This is a genomic window from Nannocystis sp. RBIL2, from assembly GCF_026626745.1.
In the GTDB taxonomy this organism is placed as follows: domain Bacteria; phylum Myxococcota_A; class Polyangia; order Nannocystales; family Nannocystaceae; genus Nannocystis.
In genome coordinates, this window is sequence record NZ_JAPNJW010000002.1 from 2,296,007 (window position 1) to 2,315,339 (window position 19,333).

Here is a 19,333-nt window from a genome sequence, read left to right on the forward strand (position 1 = left end):
ATCTACCGGAAGCTGGAAGTGTCGATCACCGCGGCGCGCTCACGGGCCGCAAACGTCGCCGCACATGCCCCACAGCCCGGCCTTCTGGTCCTGGGCCGCGCGCTGCATGGCCATGAACTCGCCGGCCCGGTCCTCGCCGTTGGGCGGGATGTCGAGCACGCAGGCGTAGCCGCGGGCGATCAGCAGCGAGTTGATCTCGCCGTCGGGGACGTCGACGTACGCGAGCAGGCGGCCGTAAGCGTCGGCGCACTCGACGTCGTAGGTCAGCGCGATGTCCTGGCCGAGCACGTACTCGGCGTTGAAGTCGCGGGCCTCGATGCCGAAGCACTCGCGCTTGCCGTTGGTGATCTCCGGCGTGTCGACCAGCAGGTAGCGGACCTTCTCGCCGCTCTCGAGCACGATCGTGTCGCCGTCGACGACCTTGGCCACCTTGCCCACGGTCGGGCCGCACTCCGACGTCTCGGGCGCGCCCTCGCCGTCCGCGTCGGACGCCGCGGAGCCGTCGCAAGCACCTGTCCCGAAGGCCAGGAGGTCGAGGGACGCGAGAAGGAACGCGAGCCGGGTCAGGGGCATGCCGGGTTCTCCTGCTTCGGGGTGCCGGGGCCGACGGCGTCGCACCAGGGCGCCGCGTCGGTGTTGTCGTTGAGGGCGGGGTTCGAGACGCCGGGGTCGAGCTGGGTGGCGATGTCCTCGCCCTGGCTGGTGGCCCACTGCACCGCGTCGAGCACGAGGTCGCCGACCGCCAGGGAGATGGCGCCGGCCGAGTTGGCGAGCGAGAAGCCGAACGCGGCGTCGACCGCGGGCAGGCCGCCGTTGACCGCGGGGTCGGTCTTGCGGGCCACGAGCGCGCGCGAGCCGGCGGCCACTGCGATGCAGTCGGTGCCGCCGAAGGCCTTCGCGTTCGTCAGCTCGGTCGGCGTCGGCGCGAACTTCGACAGCGCCTTGACGTTGTTGAGGTCGACGTCGGCGTTGACCAGCACCTCGAACCACTCGCGGTCGGTCTCGGTGCCGGAGGGGTTGGCGAGGAACTCGGTGATCACGAGGTCGCCGGCGCCCGGCGAGTGCTTCTCGCGCATGGCCCCGAGGTCGGCGTCGAAGCACGGGTCGACGAAGCCGCCGCCGCAGGCGACGTTCTGCGCCCCGGGGCTGCCCTTGTCGCTCGCGTTGTACAGCGCGGCGGCGGTGCAGAAGTTGGCCGGGTCGTCGTTGACCGCGACGTCGAGCGCGCCCGGGGTGATGGCCGCGAGCGAGAGCTGGGTCGACGCGCCGTCGCTGGTCGTCGCGTAGGCGACGTGGTCGAGCTCGACCCCGCCGTGGCCGACGAACAGGCCGCCGTTGGAGTTGCCGAGGCTCAACTTGGTGACGAAGCGCGGCGCCGGCAGGCCGCCGTTGACCGCCGCGTCGGCGGAGCGGGCGATCAGCACCGAGTCGCCGGCCTTGACCTCGAGGCAGTCGCCGGCGACCGGGACGAAGTCGCCGACGGTGTACGGGTCCCACACCTTGCCGAGCTCGAGGCCGTTGAGGTCGAAGTCGGCGTCGGCCAGCAGCTCGAACCACTCGCCCTCGGTGTCGCCGACGAGCTTGGGGTTGGCCATCCACTCGGTGATGAGCAGCTCGCCGGCCTGCGGGGGGTCGATGTCCCGCGCGGTCTGGGTGTCGGGGTCGGTGCACTGGCCGGTCGGCGGCGGGCCGTCGCACACCGAGTTGTCGGCGCCGGGGGTGCCGAGGTCGGTGTTGAACGGGGCGTACGGGACGGCCGCGTCGCAGCGGGCCTCGGCCGGGTCGTTGAGCGTCGGGTCGAGCGACTGCGTGAACGCGTCGATCACCGCGGGGTCGACCTGGCGCGCGACGCCGTCCTTCGGCGTGTCGTACGGCATGTGGTCGAGCTCGACGCCGCCGACGCCGAGCCACAGGGTGCCGGCGGAGTTGGCCAGCTGCAGGCTGCTGTAGGTGGCGGCGGGGCTCAGCATGTCGCCGGTGGCGCCGCTGCGGGCCAGCAGGACCAGGCCGGGGCCGACCTGCAGGCACTGCTCGCCGGGGAAGGTGAAGCTGATCGACTCGGCCGACTTGCCGAGCTGCAGGCCGTTGAGGTCGAAGCTGACGGGGGTGAAGAACTCGATCCACTCGCCCCCCGGCTCGCCGATACCGGTCGACGCGTTGGCGTGGACCTCGGTGATGAAGATGTCCCCGGGGACAGGTGCGAGCGCCTCGCGGACGGTGCCGCCGTCGTCGCACGGGTTCTTGAGGCAGACCGGGTTGGCCACGCCGGGGGTGCCGAGGTCGCCCTCGGCGAACGCCTCGTAGGCCAGGCACAGGTTGGCCGGGTCGTCGTTGCCGGCGACCGTGGTCGCCCCGGGGTCGAGGCTCCAGGCGACGCCGTCCTTGGGCTTGGGGTAGTGCAGCTCGTCGAGGATCTGCCCGCCGTAGGCGATGAACACCCCGGGGCTCGGGTTCGAGTCGCTGGGGCTGTCGCTGAGCGTCAGCTTCATGACGACGTCGGTCTCGGCCCACTGCTTCTGCGAGAACAGCACGGTGTCGCCGGTGCCGACCTTGAAGCACTCGGGCTGCTGCAGCACCTGCGCGCTCTCGGGGTCGGAGGCGAACTTGGTGGTGTTGTTGCCGTACTGCAGGCAGTTGAGGTCGAACTCGCCGCCCGTCACCTGCAGCTCGAACCACTCGCCCACGGTCATGGTGGTCAGGCCGGCGTTGGCCATGACCTCGCTGATCACGAGCTGGCCCGCCTGCGGCCCGACGGCGTCGCGCAGGACGCCGCCGTCGTAGCACTGGCCGCACGACTCGGGGGCGGCCAGGGGGCAGGCGGCGTTGGGCTGGCGCGGCGAGCCGTACTCGGTGGTGAAGTAGGGCTCGCCGTCGGTCGGCGCGGTGCACCACGTGGCGAGGTCGTCGTTGGCGGTCGCGTCCGGCGTGACCTGGCCGTCGAGGGTGGTGCTGACGCCGTCCTTGATCCGGGTCGCGTCGTAGAGGACCTCGTCGACGACGACGTTGCCGCAGCGCACGGTCAGCATGCCCGAGGTGTTGGACATCGAGCCGAGGTCGGTGCCGTAGCCGTAGTCGATGTACTCCGGGCGGGTCTCGTCGGTGACCGCGCCGAAGGTCATGTAGGCGCCGGGCGGGACCTCGACGGAGTCCTGGATCAGGTGGCCCTTGGAGTCGGTGCCGTCGGCCTTGCTGTAGACGAGGCCGACGCCCACCAGGCTGACGGGCGCGCTGCCGGGGTTATGGACCTCGATCCACTCGATGCCGTCGGCGTCGCTGCCCTTGGGGTCGGGCATGTACTCGGTGATCACCAGCTCGCCGCCGCGCAGGGCCGCCACGCAGCTGCCGGCGTCGGTGTCGCTGGTGGCGTTGCTGTCGCCGCAGCCCACGGACGGGGCGATCGAGGCGACGAGGGCGAGGCGGGCGAGCGTGCGGCGGTTCATGGTCGGATCTCGGTCTCGCCCGGGCGGGCGTCAGTCGGCGGCGCCGGGCGGCGCGAGGTTGTCCTCGCGCTCGGCGGCGTCGTTCTCTCGCGGTTCGGCCGGCGCGTCGCCGGCGTCGGCCGCGGCGGGCTTGAGCGTGTCTTCAGGGCCAGGTTCTTTCGCACCTGGCTCTTGGGTCGTGTCCTTCGGGACATCCGCTGCGTCGGGCTCGGCGGCCGGCGCCAGCACCTCGTGCTGGATCTGCCCCGGCACCGTGACGACGATCTGCAGCTCGTCCTGCTTCTTGTACTTGTTGAAGTACTTGGTGAGGACGCCGCGGGCGACCACGAACTCGCCGCGGGCCTCGAGCGCGCCGGAGCGGGCCAGGACGTCCTTGTCGAAGAAGATCAGCGGCAGGCTGCCGGTGCGGCGGCGGCTGAGCAGGACCTTGGTCGGGCCGGCGGTCTCGCGGATGTCGCCGATGGCGCCGAGGATCACGACCTCGCGGCCGACCTTGCCCTGCAGGCGGTCGATCGCGTCCCAGTGGGTGAGGACGATCCAGTTGGGGTGGTCGGCGGCCTGCAGCTCGAACGCCTGGATGAAGTCGCCGCGGCGGTTCCACCACTCGAGGCGGCGGTCGTAGTCGGTGTAGTGCTGCTTGCTCGGGTCCCAGATCCCGCGCTTGGCCGCGCGGGCCTCCTCCTGGGCGGCCACGAACTCCTTGTGGAAGCGGCGCGAGTAGCCGTACTTGCTGAAGTACGGGCTCATGCCGGCGCGCACGCACTCGACGTTGTAGTTGTAGGTCTTGCCGTCCTTCTCGACGAACACGTACGCGAGGTAACGGTTGTAGAAGTCGCGGATCTCCTTGGGGTGATCGCGCTCGAGCCGGACGGTGCGCACGCCCTTGAAGAAGGCCTCGGCGAACTTCTTGGCCTCCTCGCCCATGGGCGTCGGGATCTTGACCGGGCTCTTCGTCTTGGCCTGGGCCTCGGCGAGGTAGCGCTCCCAGCCCTTGTCGAACTCCATGTACTCGGACTTGCGCTTGAAGGTCTCCTCGGTGTCGAGGCCGAGCAGGCGCATGCTGGCGTCGAGGCCGGCGACGCGGATGGTGTCGCCGTCGGTGACCTTCATCAGCGGGAACTCGCCGATGACCAGCGCCGCGTCGTTGCCCTTGGACAGGCTGGCGGCGACGGTGGTGCGGTCGAACCGGTGGACCACCGGGTTGCAGGCCCACAGCGCCGCGGCGGCGGCCGCGAGGGCGAGCCAGCGGGCCTGTACGAAGGGCCATGTCTTCAGGGACATGCCGGATTGGCCTCCCCCGGGGTGCCGAACACGCCGATGCCGGTCGACGTGGTGAAGTCGTCGACGCACCACTTGGCGCCCTCGTCGTTGTCGGCGGCGCTCGGCTCGCCCGGCCAGAAGGTCGTGCCCATCTCGGTCAGGTTGCGCAGGACGACGCGGTCGATCAGCCGGCCGCAGGCCTGCACGTCGACGAGGCCGCCCTTCGGCAGGTCGCGCGGGTTTTCCGGGTTCGAGGGGCTGTACCAGTCGACCAGGTAGCTGTAGTCGAGGTAGGCCGCGCGCTCCGGATCGTCGCTGCCGAGCACCACGTAGTCCCCGGGCTCGACCACGAGGCCCTCGTCGCGGACGATGAAGGCGCCGCCCGGCTTGCCGTCGTTGCGGGTGAACGCGATCCGCAGGCCCGCGAGCGCGATCGGCTCCTCGGAGGCGTTGTAGAGCTCGATCCACTGGCGGTACGAGCCGCCCTGGTTCTCGCGGAACTCCGTCAGGACCAGAGCGCCGGGCTGTATCTCGGGACAGCCCGTGTCGAGCGGCGGCCGCACGCACGCGAACATGGCCGCCAACACCGACGGCGCCGCCAGGCGCAACAGACTGTCTTTACGGCCCGAGAACACGGCTCTCGGGAAGTCATCCTACACGCGGCCCGCCGGCGCCGGGCCGAGGCTCCAGGAGAAAAATCGGAGACGATGTGGCGACATTCTCTCGCCACGCGGGTGACGCGGACGCCGATGTCGCGGCCGTAACGATCTGGGGAGCGCGTTGAAATTTCACATACAAACTTGTGAGTGCAGGGTCTGCGCCGGCCGCGATTTGAACGTTCGTTCAGTGCAGCCGCGAAGGCCGCGGGGGGGCGGAGATCGGCCCCGGAAGCCGACTTACGCGATCCGCGGCGATGTGCTGCGATTGTTGGGGGCTGTCCCGAGGACCAGGTGCTCCCCGAAGACCCCAGGCGTTCGTATCAGCGTGTGATCGCCGTTACGCAGGGCCTCGCGAGCGCAGCGGAGTTCGGGTCCCGCGCCGCTTCGGAGGCGTCTCCGTGCAGAGGCCCGCGAGGCGAAGCGCTGGCGCAAGCGACGTTTGCGACGGCATTCGCAGGTGCCGACGGCCCGGCGAATGCCCCGAGCGCGGCTTGGGTGCCGTGGCCGGCGAGGCGCGGGCCGGATGACCCGCGGCCCTAGGCTCTGCGGGGCGGCAGCGGCGGGAACAGCGAGGTGCGGGCCTGATAGCAGGTGAAGCAGGCCGGCGCGTAGCTCTCGGCCCCGCCGAGCTGGATCTGCTCGCCCTCGGTGACCGCCTCGCCGCCGCCGTGGCGGAGGTTGAAGATCGCCTTGCGGTTGCAGAACTGGCAGGTGACCTTCACTTCTTCGATGGAGTCGGCCAGCTCGAGCAGGCGCCGCGAGCCCTCGAACAGCTCGGTGCGGAAGTCGGTGCGCAGGCCGTAGCAGATGACCGGGGGGCCGCCCTGGGTCAGCACGCGCAGCTGCTCGATGAGCCGCGCCGACAGGAACTGGGCCTCGTCGACGAGGACGCAGTCGACGCCGACGAACTGCGCGGGGTCGAGGACGCTGTCCCGGTCGAGCAGGAGGTCGGCCTCGGCGTGCAGGCCGGCGCGGGAGGCGATCGCGCCGGCGCCGAAGCGGTCGTCGATCCGCGGCTTCAAGAGGAGCACCCGCTTGCCCTGGCTGCGGTAGTTGTGGGCCACCGCCAGCAAGTTCAGGGTCTTGGCGCTGTCCATGGTGCCGTGACGGAAGTAGAGCTTGGCCATGCGGGCGCCGGGATGGTGCCTCGCGGAGCCGCGGCCTGTAAAGCCGCCGCGGCCGGCGATCGCGGCGCCCCGCGAAATGTCGGTACCACCCTCCACGCGCCTGGGGCGGGCTGCTAAAGTGCGCGGCGGATGCCCCTCCAGCTCATCAGCGTCGTCGGCTTCGTCGTCCTGCTCGGCGTCGGCTACGCCCTCAGCCGCGATCGCAAGGCGGTGTCGCTGCGGGTGGTGCTGTGGGGCGTGGTGCTGCAGTGGATCATCGGCCTCCTGCTGCTCAAGCTGCCGCAGGGGGGCGAGGGCCTGGCCCACGCGGCCAAGGCGGTGCAGGCGGTGCTCGACCACGCGTTCGTCGGCTCGGGCTTCCTGTTCGGCCCGCTCGGACAGCCCGGTGGCGGCGCCACCGGCATCGGCATGATCTTCGCGTTCCAGGTGCTGCCGACGATCGTGTTCGTGGCGGCGCTGTTCGCCGTGCTCTACTACCTCGGGGTGATGCAATTGATCGTCCGCGTGCTGGCGCGGGCGATGGTCCACGTGTTCGGCGCCAGCGGGGCCGAGTCGCTGTGCATCGCCGCCAGCATCTTCATGGGCCAGACCGAGGCGCCGCTGACGATCCGGCCGTTCCTCAGCAAGCTGACCGAGTCGGAGCTGTTCACGGTGATCGTCGCCGGCATGGCGTCGGTGTCGGGGGCGATCCTCGGCGCCTACGTGCTGTTCGGCGGGGTGAGGATCGAGCACCTCCTCACCGCGATGGCGATGACCGCGCCGATCTCGCTGGTGTTCGCCAAGCTGGTGGTGCCCGAGACCGGCACGCCCGAGACCGCGGGGATGGTCCGCGACGCGCCGGTCGAGAACAACCGCAACATCCTCGAGGCCGCCGCCAGCGGCACGAGCGACGGCCTGCGCCTGGCCGCCAACGTCGGCGCGATGCTGATCTCGTTCGTCGCCCTGGTGTCGCTGCTCAACGCGATCGTCGGCCTCGTCCCGCTGTTCGGCGCGCCGCTGTCGATCGAGCGCGTCCTCGGCTGGGGCTTCGCGCCGATCGCCGCGCTGATGGGCATCCCGTGGGCCGAGGCGACCACCGTCGGCGGGGTGCTCGGCACGCGCATGGCGGTCAACGAGATCGTCGCGTTCCAGCAGCTCCACGCGGCCGCCGGCGGCCTCGACCCGCGCACCGTGGCGATCGCGACCTTCGCCGTGTGCGGGTTCGCCAACCTGTCGAGCATCGGCATCCAGATCGGCGGGCTCGGGGCGCTGGTGCCGGAGCGCAAGCCGGACATCGCCCGCCTCGGCCTGCTGGCGCTGGTCGCCGCCACGCTCGCCAACTTCTCCACCGCCTGCGTCGCGGGCGCGCTGCTCTGAGCCCCGCGATTCGAGCTGGTTTTCAGGTCAGGAACCAAAAGACATGTCCACCGAACTGGTACCGATCCTCGACATCCGCCGCTTCGACCGCTCGGACGACCCGCGCGAGCGGGCCGGGTTCGTCCGCGAGCTCAACCACGCCTACCGCGAGATCGGGTTCGTCGCGGTGTCCCACCACGGCATCCCCGACGCGGTCATCGCCGACGCGTACCGCGTGATCAAGGCGTTCTTCGAGCTGCCGCCGGAGCAGAAGCTGGCCTACCGGGTCGGCAAGGGCGGCGCCCGCGGCTACACCCCGTTCGGGGTCGAGCACGCCAAGGACAGCCCGGCGGTCGACCTCAAGGAGTTCTGGCACGTCGGCCGCGAGCACGTGCCCGGCGCGGCGTGGACGACCCACTACCCGCCCAACATCTGGCCGACCGAGATCCCCGGCTTCCGCGAGGCGACCTGGGCGCTCTACCAGCAGCTCGAGGCGCTCGGCGACCGGGTCCTCCGCGCGGTCGCCCTCGGCCTCGACCTCGACGAGCGCTACTTCGAGGACAAGACCGACCACGGCAACTCGATCCTGCGCCCGATCCACTACCCGCCGCTCGCGCCCGGCCGCGGCGACCCCGGCAGCGTCCGCTCCGGCCAGCACGAGGACATCAACCTCATCACCCTGCTCATCGGCTCCGGCGAGCCCGGCCTCGAGGTGCTGAGCCGCGCCGGCCAGTGGGTGCCGGTGACGACGATCCCCGAGGCGATCGTGGTCAACGTCGGCGACATGCTGCAGCGCCTCACCAACGACGTGCTGCGCTCGACCACCCACCGCGTGGTCAACCCGCCTTCGCCCTACGCCGAGGTGCCGCGCTACTCGATCCCGTTCTTCCTCCACCCCAACTCGGAGTTCTCGATCGAGTCGCTGGCGTCGTGCGTCACGCCCGACAACCCGAACCACTACCCCGAGCCGATCACCGCCGATCAGTACCTGACGCAGCGGCTGATCGAGATCGGGCTGCTGCCGTCGCAGAAGTGAGGCCTGGCGCCGGGGACATGTCCGATGGGGCATGTCTCGCGCGACATGACGCCCGGGACATGTCCGATGGGGCAGCTTCTGGGCGTCGCCGCGTCGTGGGGCTCAGCCCTCGGGCTGCGCCAGGTGCCTCGCCAGCGTCTTCATCACCGCCGACACGCGGGCGTCCTTGCGCAGGTCGGGGTGGGTCAAGATCCACGCGGGCCGGGTCAGCGCGGCGGTGGCGGCGCGGAACTGCTTGAGCTCGACCAGCTCGGGGTGCTCGGCGGCCAGGCGCGCGGGCATGAGGTTGAGGCCGACGCCGGCGGCGGTCAGGTCGACGAGCAGGCGCCGCGACGGGGTGGCGAAGGCGATCCGGTCGCGCGGCACGTGCTCGCGCTCCCACTGGCCGAGCCAGGTCGTGTGCAGCGGGGCGCCGAGCACCAGCCAGCGCGCGTGCTCCGGCTCGGCCGCGAGCGCCCGCGTGCCGAACACGCCGAAGTGGACCGGGAACAGCTTGCGCCCGACCAGGGTGTTCGGCGGGTCTGCCAGCAGGCCGAGGCCGATCTCGGCCTGGCCCTTGCGCACGCTGAGGCCGGCGTCGGAGATGTGCACGTCGACCCGCAGCAGCGGGAAGGCGGCCGCGAGCGCGGCGATCGGCGCGACCAGCAGCGGACCGAATCCGTCGATGGTGGTGACGGTGATCGTGCCGCGCACCTCCTCGCGGCGGTCGCGGGCGCGGCGGGCGATGCCTGCCAGGCTGGCGCCGGTGGTGCGCGCGAGCGCGGCCAGCTCGCGGCCGGCCGCCGTGATCCCGCGGGTGCGCTCGAGGCAGGCGAAGCCGACGGCCTGCTCGAGCGCGGCGATCCGGCGGTACACGGTGGAGGCGGCGACGCCGAGGTCGCGACCGGCGGCGGTGGCCGAGCCGAGGCGCTCGAAGGCCTCGAGGTAGCGCAGGTCGTCGAGCGAGCCCAGCATCGACCGCGGCGGCTCAGCCCTTGAAGAACCGCAGCATGCTGTCGAACCAACCTGGCTTTCCGGTCAGCTGCTCGAGCTCCCCGTCGTCGAGGAACACGCCGTTGCACGAGAAGCACTTGTCGACCTTGACGGCCCGGAACTGCACCTCGACCAGCTCGCTGCCGCACTTGGGACAGCGCATCCAGTGCAGCCGGCGCTGCTCCTCGCGCTCGTCGGACGAGAACTGAGACTGACGGATCTGGACGGCCTCGCGCCGGCGCGCGAGGTCCTCGCGCAGCTTCTGTTCCTGTTCGCTGAGAGTTCCGCTGCTCATCACGCCCTCCCCGGGCCCCGAAGTTGAGTTGAGCAGCCGCGGCGACCGCTCAGGGCGACTTCTTCCCGACCGGCAAGAGGTCCCCCGGATCCTCGGGCGGCGGGGGGTTCTTGCCGGCGCTGTCGTGCTTGGCGAGGTAGTTGCGGGCCGTCTGGTTGCCCGGCTCGACCTCGACGAGCTTGCGGTAGTACTCGACTGCGACGCCGTGCTTGCCGGCCAGCTCGGCCGCACGGGCGGCCCCGGCGATGGCCTCGCGGTTGGCGGGCGCCTGGCCGACCGCGCGCTTGAACCACGAGAGCGCGGAGTCGTGGGTGTTCTTGGCCAGGAAACCTGTCCCGAGGCACAGGCACAGATCGAGGTTCTTCGAGCCGCCGAGCTTGTCGTGGGCCTGCAGCAGGAGCTTGATGCCGCCGTCGGGGTCGCCGCCGCGGACCTTCTCGCAGCCGGTGGTGATGAGCGTGCCGGTGGCCTCGTTCTCGGGCGACGGCGTGGGGCGCACCGACGGCGCGCGCGAGCCGGGGTCGCCCGCCGGCAGGATCGGGTCTTCGGGCGGCGCCCCCGAGCCGGTCGGGTCGGCCGGCGTGGGCTCCGGCGGCGGCTCGGGCGGCGGCGGCAGGGTCTCGCCCTTCTCGGCGGCGCTGCGGTCGAGCGCGGCCCGCAGGGCGACCGCGGCCTGCATGTCGCCGACGCGGCCGAGCACGCCGTCGAGCACCTTGCGCGCGCCCTCGTCGTCGCCGCCGCGCCACAATGCCAGCGCGAGCAGCGACTGGTGGAGCGCCGACGGGTTGGGCACGCCCTGCAGCGAGGTGATGAGGCCGCTGGGGATCGGCGCGGTGGGTTCGCGCCACAGCGGGGCGCCGAGGACCAGCACGCGCAGCTCGGGCGCGGCGCCCTCGGGCGGAGCGTCGAGCTTGGCCTGCGCCAGGGCCAGCAGCGCCTGCACGCGCGCCGCCTGGATGGCGTCGGCGCTGGCGCTCGCGGCCTCGACCAGCGCGCTCGCGTCGGCCAGGTCGGCGTCGACGGCCTGCGGCAGGTCGCGGTTGCTCGGCTCGAGCATGATCGCGATCTGGGCCGACAGCACGCGCAGCAGCATGACCTCGGCCTGCGTCAGCTTGGCGGCGGCGACCACCGCCGGGTCGCGCTCGGGGTCGTCGACGACGCGCTCGAGGTCGGTGATGGCCTGCTTCGTCTTCGCCAGGCCGAGCGTGCGCATGGCGTTGCGGGCCGCGGCGAACTCGCTCGGTTCTTGCACCGGCGGCTTGACCTCGCCCTTGACGGCCACCGGCGCGTCGCCGCCGAGGTTCAGCACGCGCTCGCGGATGCCGGGGATGCCGAACACGATGCCGAGCGCGACCAGCACGCCGGCGAGCGCGTAGACCCCGGCCGCGCCCTTCTGCGGGCCCTCGACCTTGACGATGACGACGTCGGGCGCGCGCGGGCCCTCGGGGGCGGTGAGCGAGGCGGTGGCCGGGTGCGACGGCTCGAGCCCGGGGTTCGAGCCGAGCGGCGACGTCGGCGGCACCGAGATGGCCGCGCCGGCGACCGCGGCGCTGACCGCCGCCGAGGTGGCCGAGCGCTCGCCGCTCTCGCGCACCGGGCGGCGCTCCGAGACGTCGAACTCCGCCGAGCGCTCGCCGAGCCTGGCCGAAAGTTCAGGTCCGGGCCGCGACGACTCGGAGCTCGAGCGCGACTTCTCGCGCGCGGCGCGTTCGGTGGCCCGCTGGCCCTCGACGCGCTGCACCGCCGCGGCCACGCTCTGGGCCGCGCGCCGGGCCAGGTCGGACACGAGGATCGGCTGGCTGCGCTCGCGCGTGTCGCCGCGCGGGCTGTCGTCCTCGTCCTCGACGCGCGGCAGGCTGTCGCTGCTGACCGCCTTGGTGACCGCGTCGAGCATCGACGACACGTTGCCGGTGCGCCGCTGCGAGCGAGAGGTGCGCGGCGGCGGCGACGGCGTGTCGAACTGCGGCGGCGCCGGCAGCGGGCCGTCGTCGTCGAGCAGCGACAGCGCGGGCTCGGGCAGCTCGCCGCCGAGGTCGAAGCGGTGCGTCTCTTCGCGGCGGATCGGCGCCGGCTCGTCGACGCCGGTGCCGAACGTCGGCGGCGGACCGAGCTCCATCGCCGAGGGCGCCTCGATCGCGCGGAACATCCGCGAGAGGCCCTCTTTGCCGATGAACAGCGGCGAGAACTCCGGGATCTCGCCGAGCTTGATCCAAAACTGACCGGTGTGGGAGATCTGGTCGTCAGGGCGCAGGCGGCCGTCTTCGACCTGCTCGACGATCTCGCGCAGCGTGGGCAGCTCGAACAGGTGCTTCTCGACCGTCGCCATGCGCCACGGGCCGCCGCCGAGCTCGGGCTCCGGCTCCGGCTCCGCGTGGAACATGTGACTGCAGACCGAGCAACGCAGCGTCACGCCCTCGGGACCGACCTGGCTCGGGTCCAGGTCGAACTCGGTGCTGCATTTCGTGCAACGGATAATCAAGGGCTAGCTCGCTGGCGGCACCATAGCACAAAGCAGAAGGGGGCGGACACCTGTCAGCCCGCGCCCGAACCCGGGGCCACCGACATCACCAGCGAGGCGACGACCGCGACGAGGGACAGCCCCAGGAACACCGCGAACAGCTTCATCGGCAGCGGCGGGGCGTGCTGCGCCTCGAGCCCCGCCTCGGCCTTGCACCGCGGACACTGGAGCTCGCCGCCGTCGCCGTCAGTCCCGGCGGGCGCCGTGAGCACGTAGTGGCAGCGGGAGCAGTGGTACTGCATGGCTCATGGGGTACTCTGGGCCCGCTGTCGTGTCAACCACGGCACGCGCCCCGGCACCCGCGTTCACCCCCGAGCCACCGGCGCCACGCGGCTTCCGGCCGGCTTGCGCTCCCCCGCTCCCCCACCACCCGCTCCCACCCCACGAAGGGGAACCATGCAAACCCCGGCGAAGGTGCTCCTGATCGAAGACGATGTCCGCCTGGCCGAGCGCACCGCGGAATACCTCCAGGGCCACGAGCTCGCGGTCGAGATCGCCGGCGACGGCGAAACCGGGCTCACCCGCGCCCTCAGCGGCGAATTCGACGTGATCCTGCTCGATCTCATGCTCCCGCGCCTCGACGGCCTCGAGGTCTGCCGGCGCCTGCGTCAGCGCTCGGCGCTGCCGGTCATCATGCTGTCGGCGCGCAGCGAGGAGATCGACCGCATCCTCGGCCTCGAGCTCGGCGCCGACGACTACCTGCCCAAGCCCTACAGCCCGCGCGAGCTGGTGGCCCGGATCCGGGCGGTGCTGCGGCGGGCGGTGCCGTCGCCGGAGGGCCCCACGAGCACGCTGCGCTGCGGGCCGCTGGTCGTCGACCGCGCCCGCCGCCGGATCGAGGTCGCCGGCGCCGTCTGCGACCTGACCGCGCACCAGTTCGACCTCCTCTGGCTGCTGCTCGAGGCCCGCGGCCAGGTGCTCTCGCGCGAGCAGCTGTACCAACGTCTGCGCGCGCTGAGGGGTCAGCCGCCCGGCGCCTACGACCCCTCGGTCGACCGCAGCATCGACGTCCAGCTCAGCAAGATCCGCGGCACCCTCGCCGCCGCCGACGCGCGCGCCGCAGGCCTCATCCGCACCGTCCGCGGCGTCGGCTACGTCCTCGACGACTCGCCCGAGGGCGCCGCGTGAGCGATCCGGCCCCGGCCCCGCGCGCCCGCCCGCCGGCGCAGCCCCGCTGGCGCCGCGGCCTGTTCGGGCGCGTGTTCTTCACCTTCTTCGCCGCCGTGCTGGCGTTCGTGACGCTGGCCTCGATCGTCCTGTTCGCCACCGCCGAGCGCCACGACGCCGGGTGGGTCGAGGCCGCCGACGCCGTGGTCGAGGCCCACAAGCCGGCGCTGCTGGCGGCGCTGGCCGGTGAGGGCGACCTCGAGGCCGCGGCCGGGGCGCTGGCGGGCGCGCTCGAGCTGCGGGTGGCCGTGCGCAGCCCCGACGGCGCGCACCTGGCCGGCGACCCCGCCACCCCGCCGCTGCGGCCGCTCAGGCCGCGCCAGCGCAGCCGGCTCGAGCGCGGCGCGCCGGTGATGCTGCGCGAGAAGTCAGGCGAGCCGCAGCTGGCGTTCCCGATCGGCGACCGGGCGATCCTGATCGCCGACACCGGCGACCACGCCAGCCGGCGCATGCGCACCCTGGTGCTCGGCGTGGTCGGCCTCGTCGGCCTGCTCGGCGCCTCGGCGTGGCTGCTGGCGCGCTCGCTGACGCGGCGGCTCGCGCTGCTCGAGGACGGCGCGGCCCGGATCGCCCGCGGCGAGCTCGGTCACCGCGTGCAGGTCGACCCGCGCGGCGACGAGATCGATCGCCTCGGCCAGGAGATGAACGACATGGCCTATCAGCTCGGGGAGCTGATCCGCGGCCAGCGCTCGCTGCTGACCAACGTCTCGCACGAGCTCAAGACCCCGATCGCCCGCCTGCGGGTGCTCGCCGAGCTGCTGACCGAGCGCGCCGAGACCCTGCCCGATCACCCCGCGAGCGCGCGGATCCGCAAGGGCGCGGTCGAGCTCGAGCAGGACCTCGGCGAGCTGGCCACGCTCGTGCAAGACCTGCTGACCTCGGGCCGGCTCGAGCTGTCGGGCCCGCACGCCTCGCCGGTGCAGCGCACGCCGATCGACCTGGCGCCGTTCCTCGGCCGCCTCGGCGCGCCGTTCGCCGCCGAGCTCGAGGTCACGCCGCCCGGGCTGTCGCTGACCGGCGACCCGCTGCTGCTCGACCGGCTGTTCACCAACCTGCTGAGCAACGCCCGCCGGGCCTGTCCTCAAGGACATGTGTGGATCACGGCCAGCGGCGCGGCGACGGACGTCACGATCGCGGTCGAGGACGAGGGCCCGGGCATCCCGCCGGCCGAGCGGGCCCGCGTGTTCGAGGCGTTCTACCGCCTCGACGACGCCCGCGCGCGCGACCACGGCGGCGCCGGCCTCGGGCTCTACTTGTGCGCGCAGATCGCACGGGCCCACGGCGGCACGATCGCGGCCGAGAGCCGCGAACAGGGCCCCGGCGCGCGGCTGGTCGTCCGCTTGCCGCTCGCTGGCCCGCCCGCGCCCGTGCTATAGGCGCCGCGTGGACAGCTACAAGCAGCGCTTCATCGATCTCCTCGTGCGCCACGAGGTGCTCCGCTTCGGCGACTTCACGCTGAAGTCGGGGCGCCGCTCGCCCTACTTCATCAACGCCGGCCAGCTGCGCACCGGGGCCGCGATCGCCGGCCTCGGCGAGGCCTACGCCGAGTGCCTGCAGCGCGAGGGCCTCGCCTGCGACCTGCTGTTCGGGCCGTCGTACAAGGGCGTGCCGCTGGCGGTGGCGACCGCGATCGCGCAGGCACGGGCCGGCAGCGACGTGGCGTTCTGCTTCGACCGCAAGGAGGCCAAGGACCACGGCGAGGGCGGCGTGTTCGTCGGCACCGCCCCGTGGGACGGCGCCCGCGTGGTCATCGTCGACGACGTGATCACGTCCGGCAAGTCGATCCACGAGGCCGCCGACCTGCTGCGCAAGGCCGCGGCGGTGACCGTCGCCGGGGTCGTGGTCGCGGTCGACCGCATGGAGCGCGGCCGCGGGACCGTCAGCACCCTGCAAGAGCTGCAGAGCGAGCTGGGCGCGCCCGTGCGGGCCATCGTCACCATCCGCGAGATCGCCGCCTACCTCCACCCGCGCGTGATCGACGACGCGCGCCTGCGCGCGATCGAGGGCTACCTCGCCGAGCACGGCGCGTAGTGCTACGGTGACGCCGTGCGCCGCCGCGGGCTTCTGGCTGTCCTTTGCGCCCTGTCCCTCGGCGCATGTCCTGAAGGGCAGGCCGACCCGCTCGACCCCGACCTGCTGATCGCGCTGTCCGAGGCCGGCGGCGACGGCCGCGGCGAGGCGCTCGCCGGCCGCTACGTCACCGCCGCCCAGGTGCTCGAGTGCGACTGCCCGCCGCGCATGGGCGTCGACCTGTGCGCCGGCGGCTCGGCCCAGCTGATCGGCATCAACGGCCCCGCGCGGGTCGAGCACGTCGACGGCTGGCTCACCTTCGAGCCCGAGGTCACGTCGCTGCCGTGGTCGCTGTCCGGCGCGGTGGGCCGCGACCGCAGCTTCGTCCTCGGCGGCATCTCGGGCCTGGCGATCGGCCTGTTCACGGTCGGCATGTACGCCCGCTTCGACGGCGAGTTCACCGAGGCCGGCGGCCTGCGCGGGGAGCTCGCCCATCGCCTCCTCGGCGAGCTCCCCGACGGCCGCATCGACTGCCGCACCACCTACGCAGTGACCGGCGCGCGGGTCCCCGACGCCTGAGCGCCGCAGTCGCGCAGGCATCGCAGCGCCGTGACCGACGCCTGAGCGCCGCAGTCGCGCAGGCATCGCAGCGCCGTGACCGACGCCTGAGCGCCGCAGTCGCGCAGGCATCGCAGCGCCGGCTCGTCGCGCTTCACCGCGGACCCGGCAGATGGGAGCCGGGTGCGGTGACTCGCGGTGGTCGGCCGTCGCGCGGCCGCCACTCGCCGCGCTTCACACCCCGAGCGCGCGGCCCTTGCGGTCGCCGCGGCCGTCACGCGGGCCGCCGCGGTGGTGGCCCTTGCCCTTGCCGTCCTTGTGCTTGGCCTTGAACTCGGCCAGCTTGGTGCGCTGCGCCGGGGTCAGGACCGCGTCGATCTTGGTCTTCATCGCCTCGCGCTCGCTCTTGGCGACCGTCTCGTGGGCCGCGAGCTGCTCGCGCAGGCCCTTGACCTTGGCCGCGTCGAACGAGGGCTTGGCGTACTCGGCGGCGATCTGCTGCTCGAGGTCACGGATGGCGGCGCGCTCGGCGTGGAGCGTCGGCTTGTGGCTGGCGCGGATCTGCGTCAGCTGAGTCTTCTGCGCGTCGGTGCATTCGAGCTTCTCGCACATCTTCGCCCCACGGTCGCCGCGGTCGCCGTGGTGCTTGCCCGCCTCGGCGTCGCCCGCCGCGAACACGGTCAGCCCGAACACAGTCGTCATCACCAGCTTGGAAATCGTGGTCAGCATCGTGGTTCCTTTCGTCACGGCCCTTTCGACGCCCCCCGGCCGCGGCTATGCGCCCCCGCTCGCAAAGCGACGGCCAAGGAGGCGTAAAGCGACCGTAACCACCGCGCGCCCGCGCCCGTCGCGGCCGCTCCGTCCTCTACACGGCCGAGCTCGCTGAGCGACTGCACGCGACGCGCGACCGCTCCGCGCGCACCTGCTCGACAAGGCTCTCGCCGAGCGCAGCCCCAGCGCCGGGCGCCACGAACGCATGCGACAGCGGCGCCGTATCCGTGCGTCATGCATCGTCGCCTGTCCGTTCAGACAGGCGACCCGCTCCCGTCACGGCCTGTCCCTCCGGACAGGCGAATCACTCCGCCTGGTTCGGCGGGTGGAACACGTAGTTGTGCTGGGCCTGGCGGGCCGCGCGGGGGAACTCGAGCTTGAGCACCACCTTGCGCAGGCAGTCGGACAGCGGGCCAGGGGCCATGCGCAGCTTGAGCACCTTGCCGCCGCGACCGACCAGCGCGACCACCTCGACGTCGCCGGGGCCGTGCTCGTCGTAGCACTGGCGGACCCGCGGCGAGCGGTTGGTGCGCAGCAAAACCTTGCGGAAGTCCCCCGCGCTCAGCTGGTCGGCGCCGCCGTTGCCGGGCGCGACGTCGTCGATCGCCTCTCCGGCCGTCTCGACGATCACCACGTCGTCGTCGTCGGCCGGGGCCTCGGGCTGGGCCGACCCGCTGGTGAGCAGCTGCGAGGCGACCGGGAACGACCGCGGCTCGCTCGTGGCCGCCGCGGGCATCGACTCGCTCGCGGCCGCGACCGGCGAGAGCGGCGACGCGGCCATCGGCGGCGCGGTGGGCGGGCGCATCGGCGGCTTGGTGGCGGGCCGGCTCGCGGCCTTGGCCGGCCTGCTGTCGGGCTTGCTCGCGGCCCTGGTCTCGGCCTTGTCTTGCTTGCTCGCCGGCTTGGCCTCGGCCTTCTCGTGCTTGCTCGCGGCCTTGGCTTCGGGCCTGCTCGGCTTGAGCGGCGTCGCGGCGACCTCGGGCTCGAGCTCCTCGACCAGCGCAGTCAGCGAGGTGAGCGACGTCGCCGACAGCCCCTCCGGCGACGGCTCGTCGTCCTGGGCCTCGGGCGGCGGCTCGGGCTCGACCTCGACCTCGTACGACAGCACCGCGAGCTGCGGCGGCGGCTCGATGCGGTGCAGGCCGGTGTCGATCGTCACCTTGCCCTTCGCCGACGGCCGGTACGGCAGGTCGGCGCTCTCGAACACCTGGTCCCACGCCGAGTCGATGGCGCCCTCGGCGTGCTTGGCGGCGTCGGCGACGCCCGGCTTGAGCGCGTCGATCTCGGCGTTGCGCAGCTGTTGCGCCCACTCGGCCGCGCTCGGCCGCGCCTCGCCGCGGACCACCCGCGCGATCGGGGCGATCCACGGCGCCTCGTCCTCGCGCACCCCGGCCACCTCGAGCAGCACCGACGCCAGCATCGACACGTCGGTCGACGCGACCGGCTCTGCCCCTCCGGACAGGTGACTCGGCGCCTGCACGTCGAGGTCGACGAGCTTCACCCCGGCCTGGCTCCACACCAGGTTGCCCGGCGAAATCGCCCCGTGCGGGGCCCCGAGCGCGTGCAGCGTGGCCAGGCCCTCCGCCAGCTCGGCCGCCAGCTTGAGCAGGCCCGCGCCCTCGAAGCGTGGGTCGCCGTCGGCGTGGTAGAGGTTCTTGCCCTCCGCGTGCTCCATCACGGCGTACCACAGGCCGCCCATGGTGCCCTCGGCGAGCACCGCGGCGACGCACGATTGACGCACCCCGAGGCGACGGCGGGCCCGCTCGGCGATGCGCGCCACCACCTCGCGCTGCTCAGGCGCCGCCAGCACCTTGACCACGACCTGCTGGTTGCTGGCCTGGTCGCGGCCGGAGTACACGCAGCCGAGGTCGCCGGATCCGAGCAGCTCGGTCAGCACGTAGCGCCCGGCCAGCACGTGGCCGCGCAGGTCGCCCAGCACCTCGACCTCGGACGGCTTGCCTCCGGGGCCGATCGGCCCGCCGAGGGTCTCCGGCAGCGGATCCTCGTCGATCGGGATCGAGTGCATTGTCCAGCTGCGTGGCCGACGCGGCTTGGGCCTGGTGTCGGAGGGACTTGCCGGTACAACCATGAGCGGGGGTGGCGAAAGCGTGCAACGGTTGGCGCCCGCGGTCAACGGCCTGCCCGCGGGCCGGGCGCCGCACCCGGTCCATTCGGCCGCCCGCCG

At 72.7% G+C, this 19,333-nt stretch carries 17 protein-coding genes; 6 read left to right on the forward strand and 11 right to left on the reverse strand.

All coding sequences use genetic code 11. The features are described 5' to 3' along the window. Window positions 1–39: 39 nt before the first annotated feature. From OV090_RS34220 to OV090_RS34240, 5 genes are all read right to left on the reverse strand, one after another. Window positions 40–573, reverse strand: a complete 534-nt coding sequence (locus OV090_RS34220; RefSeq protein ID WP_267708889.1) for a thermonuclease family protein — start codon at window positions 571–573, stop codon at window positions 40–42. Continuing rightward, window positions 564–3,440 carry a lamin tail domain-containing protein gene (locus tag OV090_RS34225; protein WP_267708890.1) on the reverse strand — a complete coding sequence of 959 codons (2,877 nt, stop codon included), beginning with the start codon at window positions 3,438–3,440 and terminating at the stop codon, window positions 564–566. The genes OV090_RS34220 and OV090_RS34225 overlap by 10 nt, the downstream gene beginning before the upstream one ends. Before the next feature lie 30 nt (window positions 3,441–3,470). Continuing rightward, complete coding sequence (locus tag OV090_RS34230; protein ID WP_267708891.1) at window positions 3,471–4,721, reverse strand: thermonuclease family protein; 1,251 nt, start codon at window positions 4,719–4,721, stop codon at window positions 3,471–3,473. Beyond that, window positions 4,712–5,308 (reverse strand): lamin tail domain-containing protein, encoded by a 597-nt coding sequence (locus tag OV090_RS34235; RefSeq protein WP_267708892.1) that lies wholly within the window; start codon window positions 5,306–5,308, stop codon window positions 4,712–4,714. The genes OV090_RS34230 and OV090_RS34235 overlap by 10 nt, the downstream gene beginning before the upstream one ends. 587 nt (window positions 5,309–5,895) lie before the next feature. Continuing rightward, window positions 5,896–6,486, reverse strand: a complete 591-nt coding sequence (locus OV090_RS34240; RefSeq protein WP_267708893.1) for a thymidine kinase — start codon at window positions 6,484–6,486, stop codon at window positions 5,896–5,898. Between the two features lie 129 nt (window positions 6,487–6,615). Here OV090_RS34240 and OV090_RS34245 point away from each other — a divergent pair, with 129 nt between their 5' ends. Beyond that, complete coding sequence (locus OV090_RS34245) at window positions 6,616–7,842, forward strand: nucleoside transporter C-terminal domain-containing protein (RefSeq protein ID WP_267708894.1); 1,227 nt, start codon at window positions 6,616–6,618, stop codon at window positions 7,840–7,842. A 43-nt stretch (window positions 7,843–7,885) separates the two neighbouring features. After that, window positions 7,886–8,857 (forward strand): 2-oxoglutarate and iron-dependent oxygenase domain-containing protein, encoded by a 972-nt coding sequence (locus tag OV090_RS34250; RefSeq protein WP_267708895.1) that lies wholly within the window; start codon window positions 7,886–7,888, stop codon window positions 8,855–8,857. Between the two features lie 102 nt (window positions 8,858–8,959). Here the strand turns inward: OV090_RS34250 and OV090_RS34255 are convergent, their stop codons facing one another. The 4 genes from OV090_RS34255 to OV090_RS34270 are packed head-to-tail and all read right to left on the reverse strand — an operon-like array spanning window position 8,960 to window position 12,884. Then, window positions 8,960–9,811 (reverse strand): LysR family transcriptional regulator, encoded by an 852-nt coding sequence (locus OV090_RS34255; RefSeq protein WP_267708896.1) that lies wholly within the window; start codon window positions 9,809–9,811, stop codon window positions 8,960–8,962. 13 nt (window positions 9,812–9,824) lie between these two features. Further along, the gene (locus OV090_RS34260) at window positions 9,825–10,124 is read right to left on the reverse strand and encodes a zf-TFIIB domain-containing protein (RefSeq protein WP_267708897.1); all 300 of its coding nucleotides are present in this window, start codon (window positions 10,122–10,124) and stop codon (window positions 9,825–9,827) included. 49 nt (window positions 10,125–10,173) lie between these two features. Continuing rightward, complete coding sequence (locus tag OV090_RS34265) at window positions 10,174–12,603, reverse strand: zinc-ribbon domain-containing protein (RefSeq protein WP_267708898.1); 2,430 nt, start codon at window positions 12,601–12,603, stop codon at window positions 10,174–10,176. 53 nt (window positions 12,604–12,656) lie between these two features. Beyond that, complete coding sequence (locus OV090_RS34270) at window positions 12,657–12,884, reverse strand: hypothetical protein (protein ID WP_267708899.1); 228 nt, start codon at window positions 12,882–12,884, stop codon at window positions 12,657–12,659. Window positions 12,885–13,038: 154 nt separating this feature from the next. Here OV090_RS34270 and OV090_RS34275 point away from each other — a divergent pair, with 154 nt between their 5' ends. From OV090_RS34275 to OV090_RS34290, 4 genes are read left to right on the forward strand one after another with little or no spacing between them, the layout of a single operon-like run. After that, on the forward strand, window positions 13,039–13,770 hold the full coding sequence (locus OV090_RS34275; RefSeq protein ID WP_267708900.1) for a response regulator transcription factor: 732 nt from the start codon (window positions 13,039–13,041) through the stop codon (window positions 13,768–13,770). Beyond that, entirely contained in the window at window positions 13,767–15,185 is a 1,419-nt protein-coding gene (locus OV090_RS34280; RefSeq protein ID WP_267708901.1) for an ATP-binding protein, read from the forward strand. Before OV090_RS34275 ends, OV090_RS34280 begins: the two co-directional genes overlap by 4 nt. 7 nt (window positions 15,186–15,192) lie before the next feature. Beyond that, entirely contained in the window at window positions 15,193–15,840 is a 648-nt protein-coding gene (gene pyrE, locus OV090_RS34285; RefSeq protein ID WP_267708902.1) for an orotate phosphoribosyltransferase, read from the forward strand. 15 nt (window positions 15,841–15,855) lie between these two features. After that, window positions 15,856–16,398 (forward strand): hypothetical protein, encoded by a 543-nt coding sequence (locus OV090_RS34290; RefSeq protein WP_267708903.1) that lies wholly within the window; start codon window positions 15,856–15,858, stop codon window positions 16,396–16,398. Between the two features lie 213 nt (window positions 16,399–16,611). Here the strand turns inward: OV090_RS34290 and OV090_RS34295 are convergent, their stop codons facing one another. Together OV090_RS34295 and OV090_RS34300 are read right to left on the reverse strand one after the other, a co-directional pair. Further along, window positions 16,612–17,106: a Spy/CpxP family protein refolding chaperone gene (locus OV090_RS34295; RefSeq protein WP_267708904.1), complete on the reverse strand. Its 495-nt coding sequence runs from the start codon at window positions 17,104–17,106 to the stop codon at window positions 16,612–16,614. Window positions 17,107–17,452: 346 nt separating this feature from the next. Further along, entirely contained in the window at window positions 17,453–19,174 is a 1,722-nt protein-coding gene (locus OV090_RS34300) for a protein kinase (RefSeq protein ID WP_267708905.1), read from the reverse strand. Between the last annotated feature and the right edge of the window lie 159 nt (window positions 19,175–19,333).

What these genes read in the sequence shown, in the direction of transcription:
- OV090_RS34220 (WP_267708889.1), bottom strand. Translation starts at nt 573, where the DNA reads ATGCCCCTGACCCGGCTCGCGTTCCTTCTCGCGTCCCTCGACCTCCTG.
- OV090_RS34225 (WP_267708890.1), bottom strand. Translation starts at nt 3,440, where the DNA reads ATGAACCGCCGCACGCTCGCCCGCCTCGCCCTCGTCGCCTCGATCGCC.
- OV090_RS34230 (WP_267708891.1), bottom strand. Translation starts at nt 4,721, where the DNA reads ATGTCCCTGAAGACATGGCCCTTCGTACAGGCCCGCTGGCTCGCCCTC.
- OV090_RS34240 (WP_267708893.1), bottom strand. Translation starts at nt 6,486, where the DNA reads ATGGCCAAGCTCTACTTCCGTCACGGCACCATGGACAGCGCCAAGACC.
- OV090_RS34245 (WP_267708894.1), top strand. Translation starts at nt 6,616, where the DNA reads ATGCCCCTCCAGCTCATCAGCGTCGTCGGCTTCGTCGTCCTGCTCGGC.
- OV090_RS34250 (WP_267708895.1), top strand. Translation starts at nt 7,886, where the DNA reads ATGTCCACCGAACTGGTACCGATCCTCGACATCCGCCGCTTCGACCGC.
- OV090_RS34255 (WP_267708896.1), bottom strand. Translation starts at nt 9,811, where the DNA reads ATGCTGGGCTCGCTCGACGACCTGCGCTACCTCGAGGCCTTCGAGCGC.
- OV090_RS34260 (WP_267708897.1), bottom strand. Translation starts at nt 10,124, where the DNA reads ATGAGCAGCGGAACTCTCAGCGAACAGGAACAGAAGCTGCGCGAGGAC.
- OV090_RS34270 (WP_267708899.1), bottom strand. Translation starts at nt 12,884, where the DNA reads ATGCAGTACCACTGCTCCCGCTGCCACTACGTGCTCACGGCGCCCGCC.
- OV090_RS34275 (WP_267708900.1), top strand. Translation starts at nt 13,039, where the DNA reads ATGCAAACCCCGGCGAAGGTGCTCCTGATCGAAGACGATGTCCGCCTG.
- OV090_RS34295 (WP_267708904.1), bottom strand. Translation starts at nt 17,106, where the DNA reads ATGCTGACCACGATTTCCAAGCTGGTGATGACGACTGTGTTCGGGCTG.
- OV090_RS34300 (WP_267708905.1), bottom strand. Translation starts at nt 19,174, where the DNA reads ATGCACTCGATCCCGATCGACGAGGATCCGCTGCCGGAGACCCTCGGC.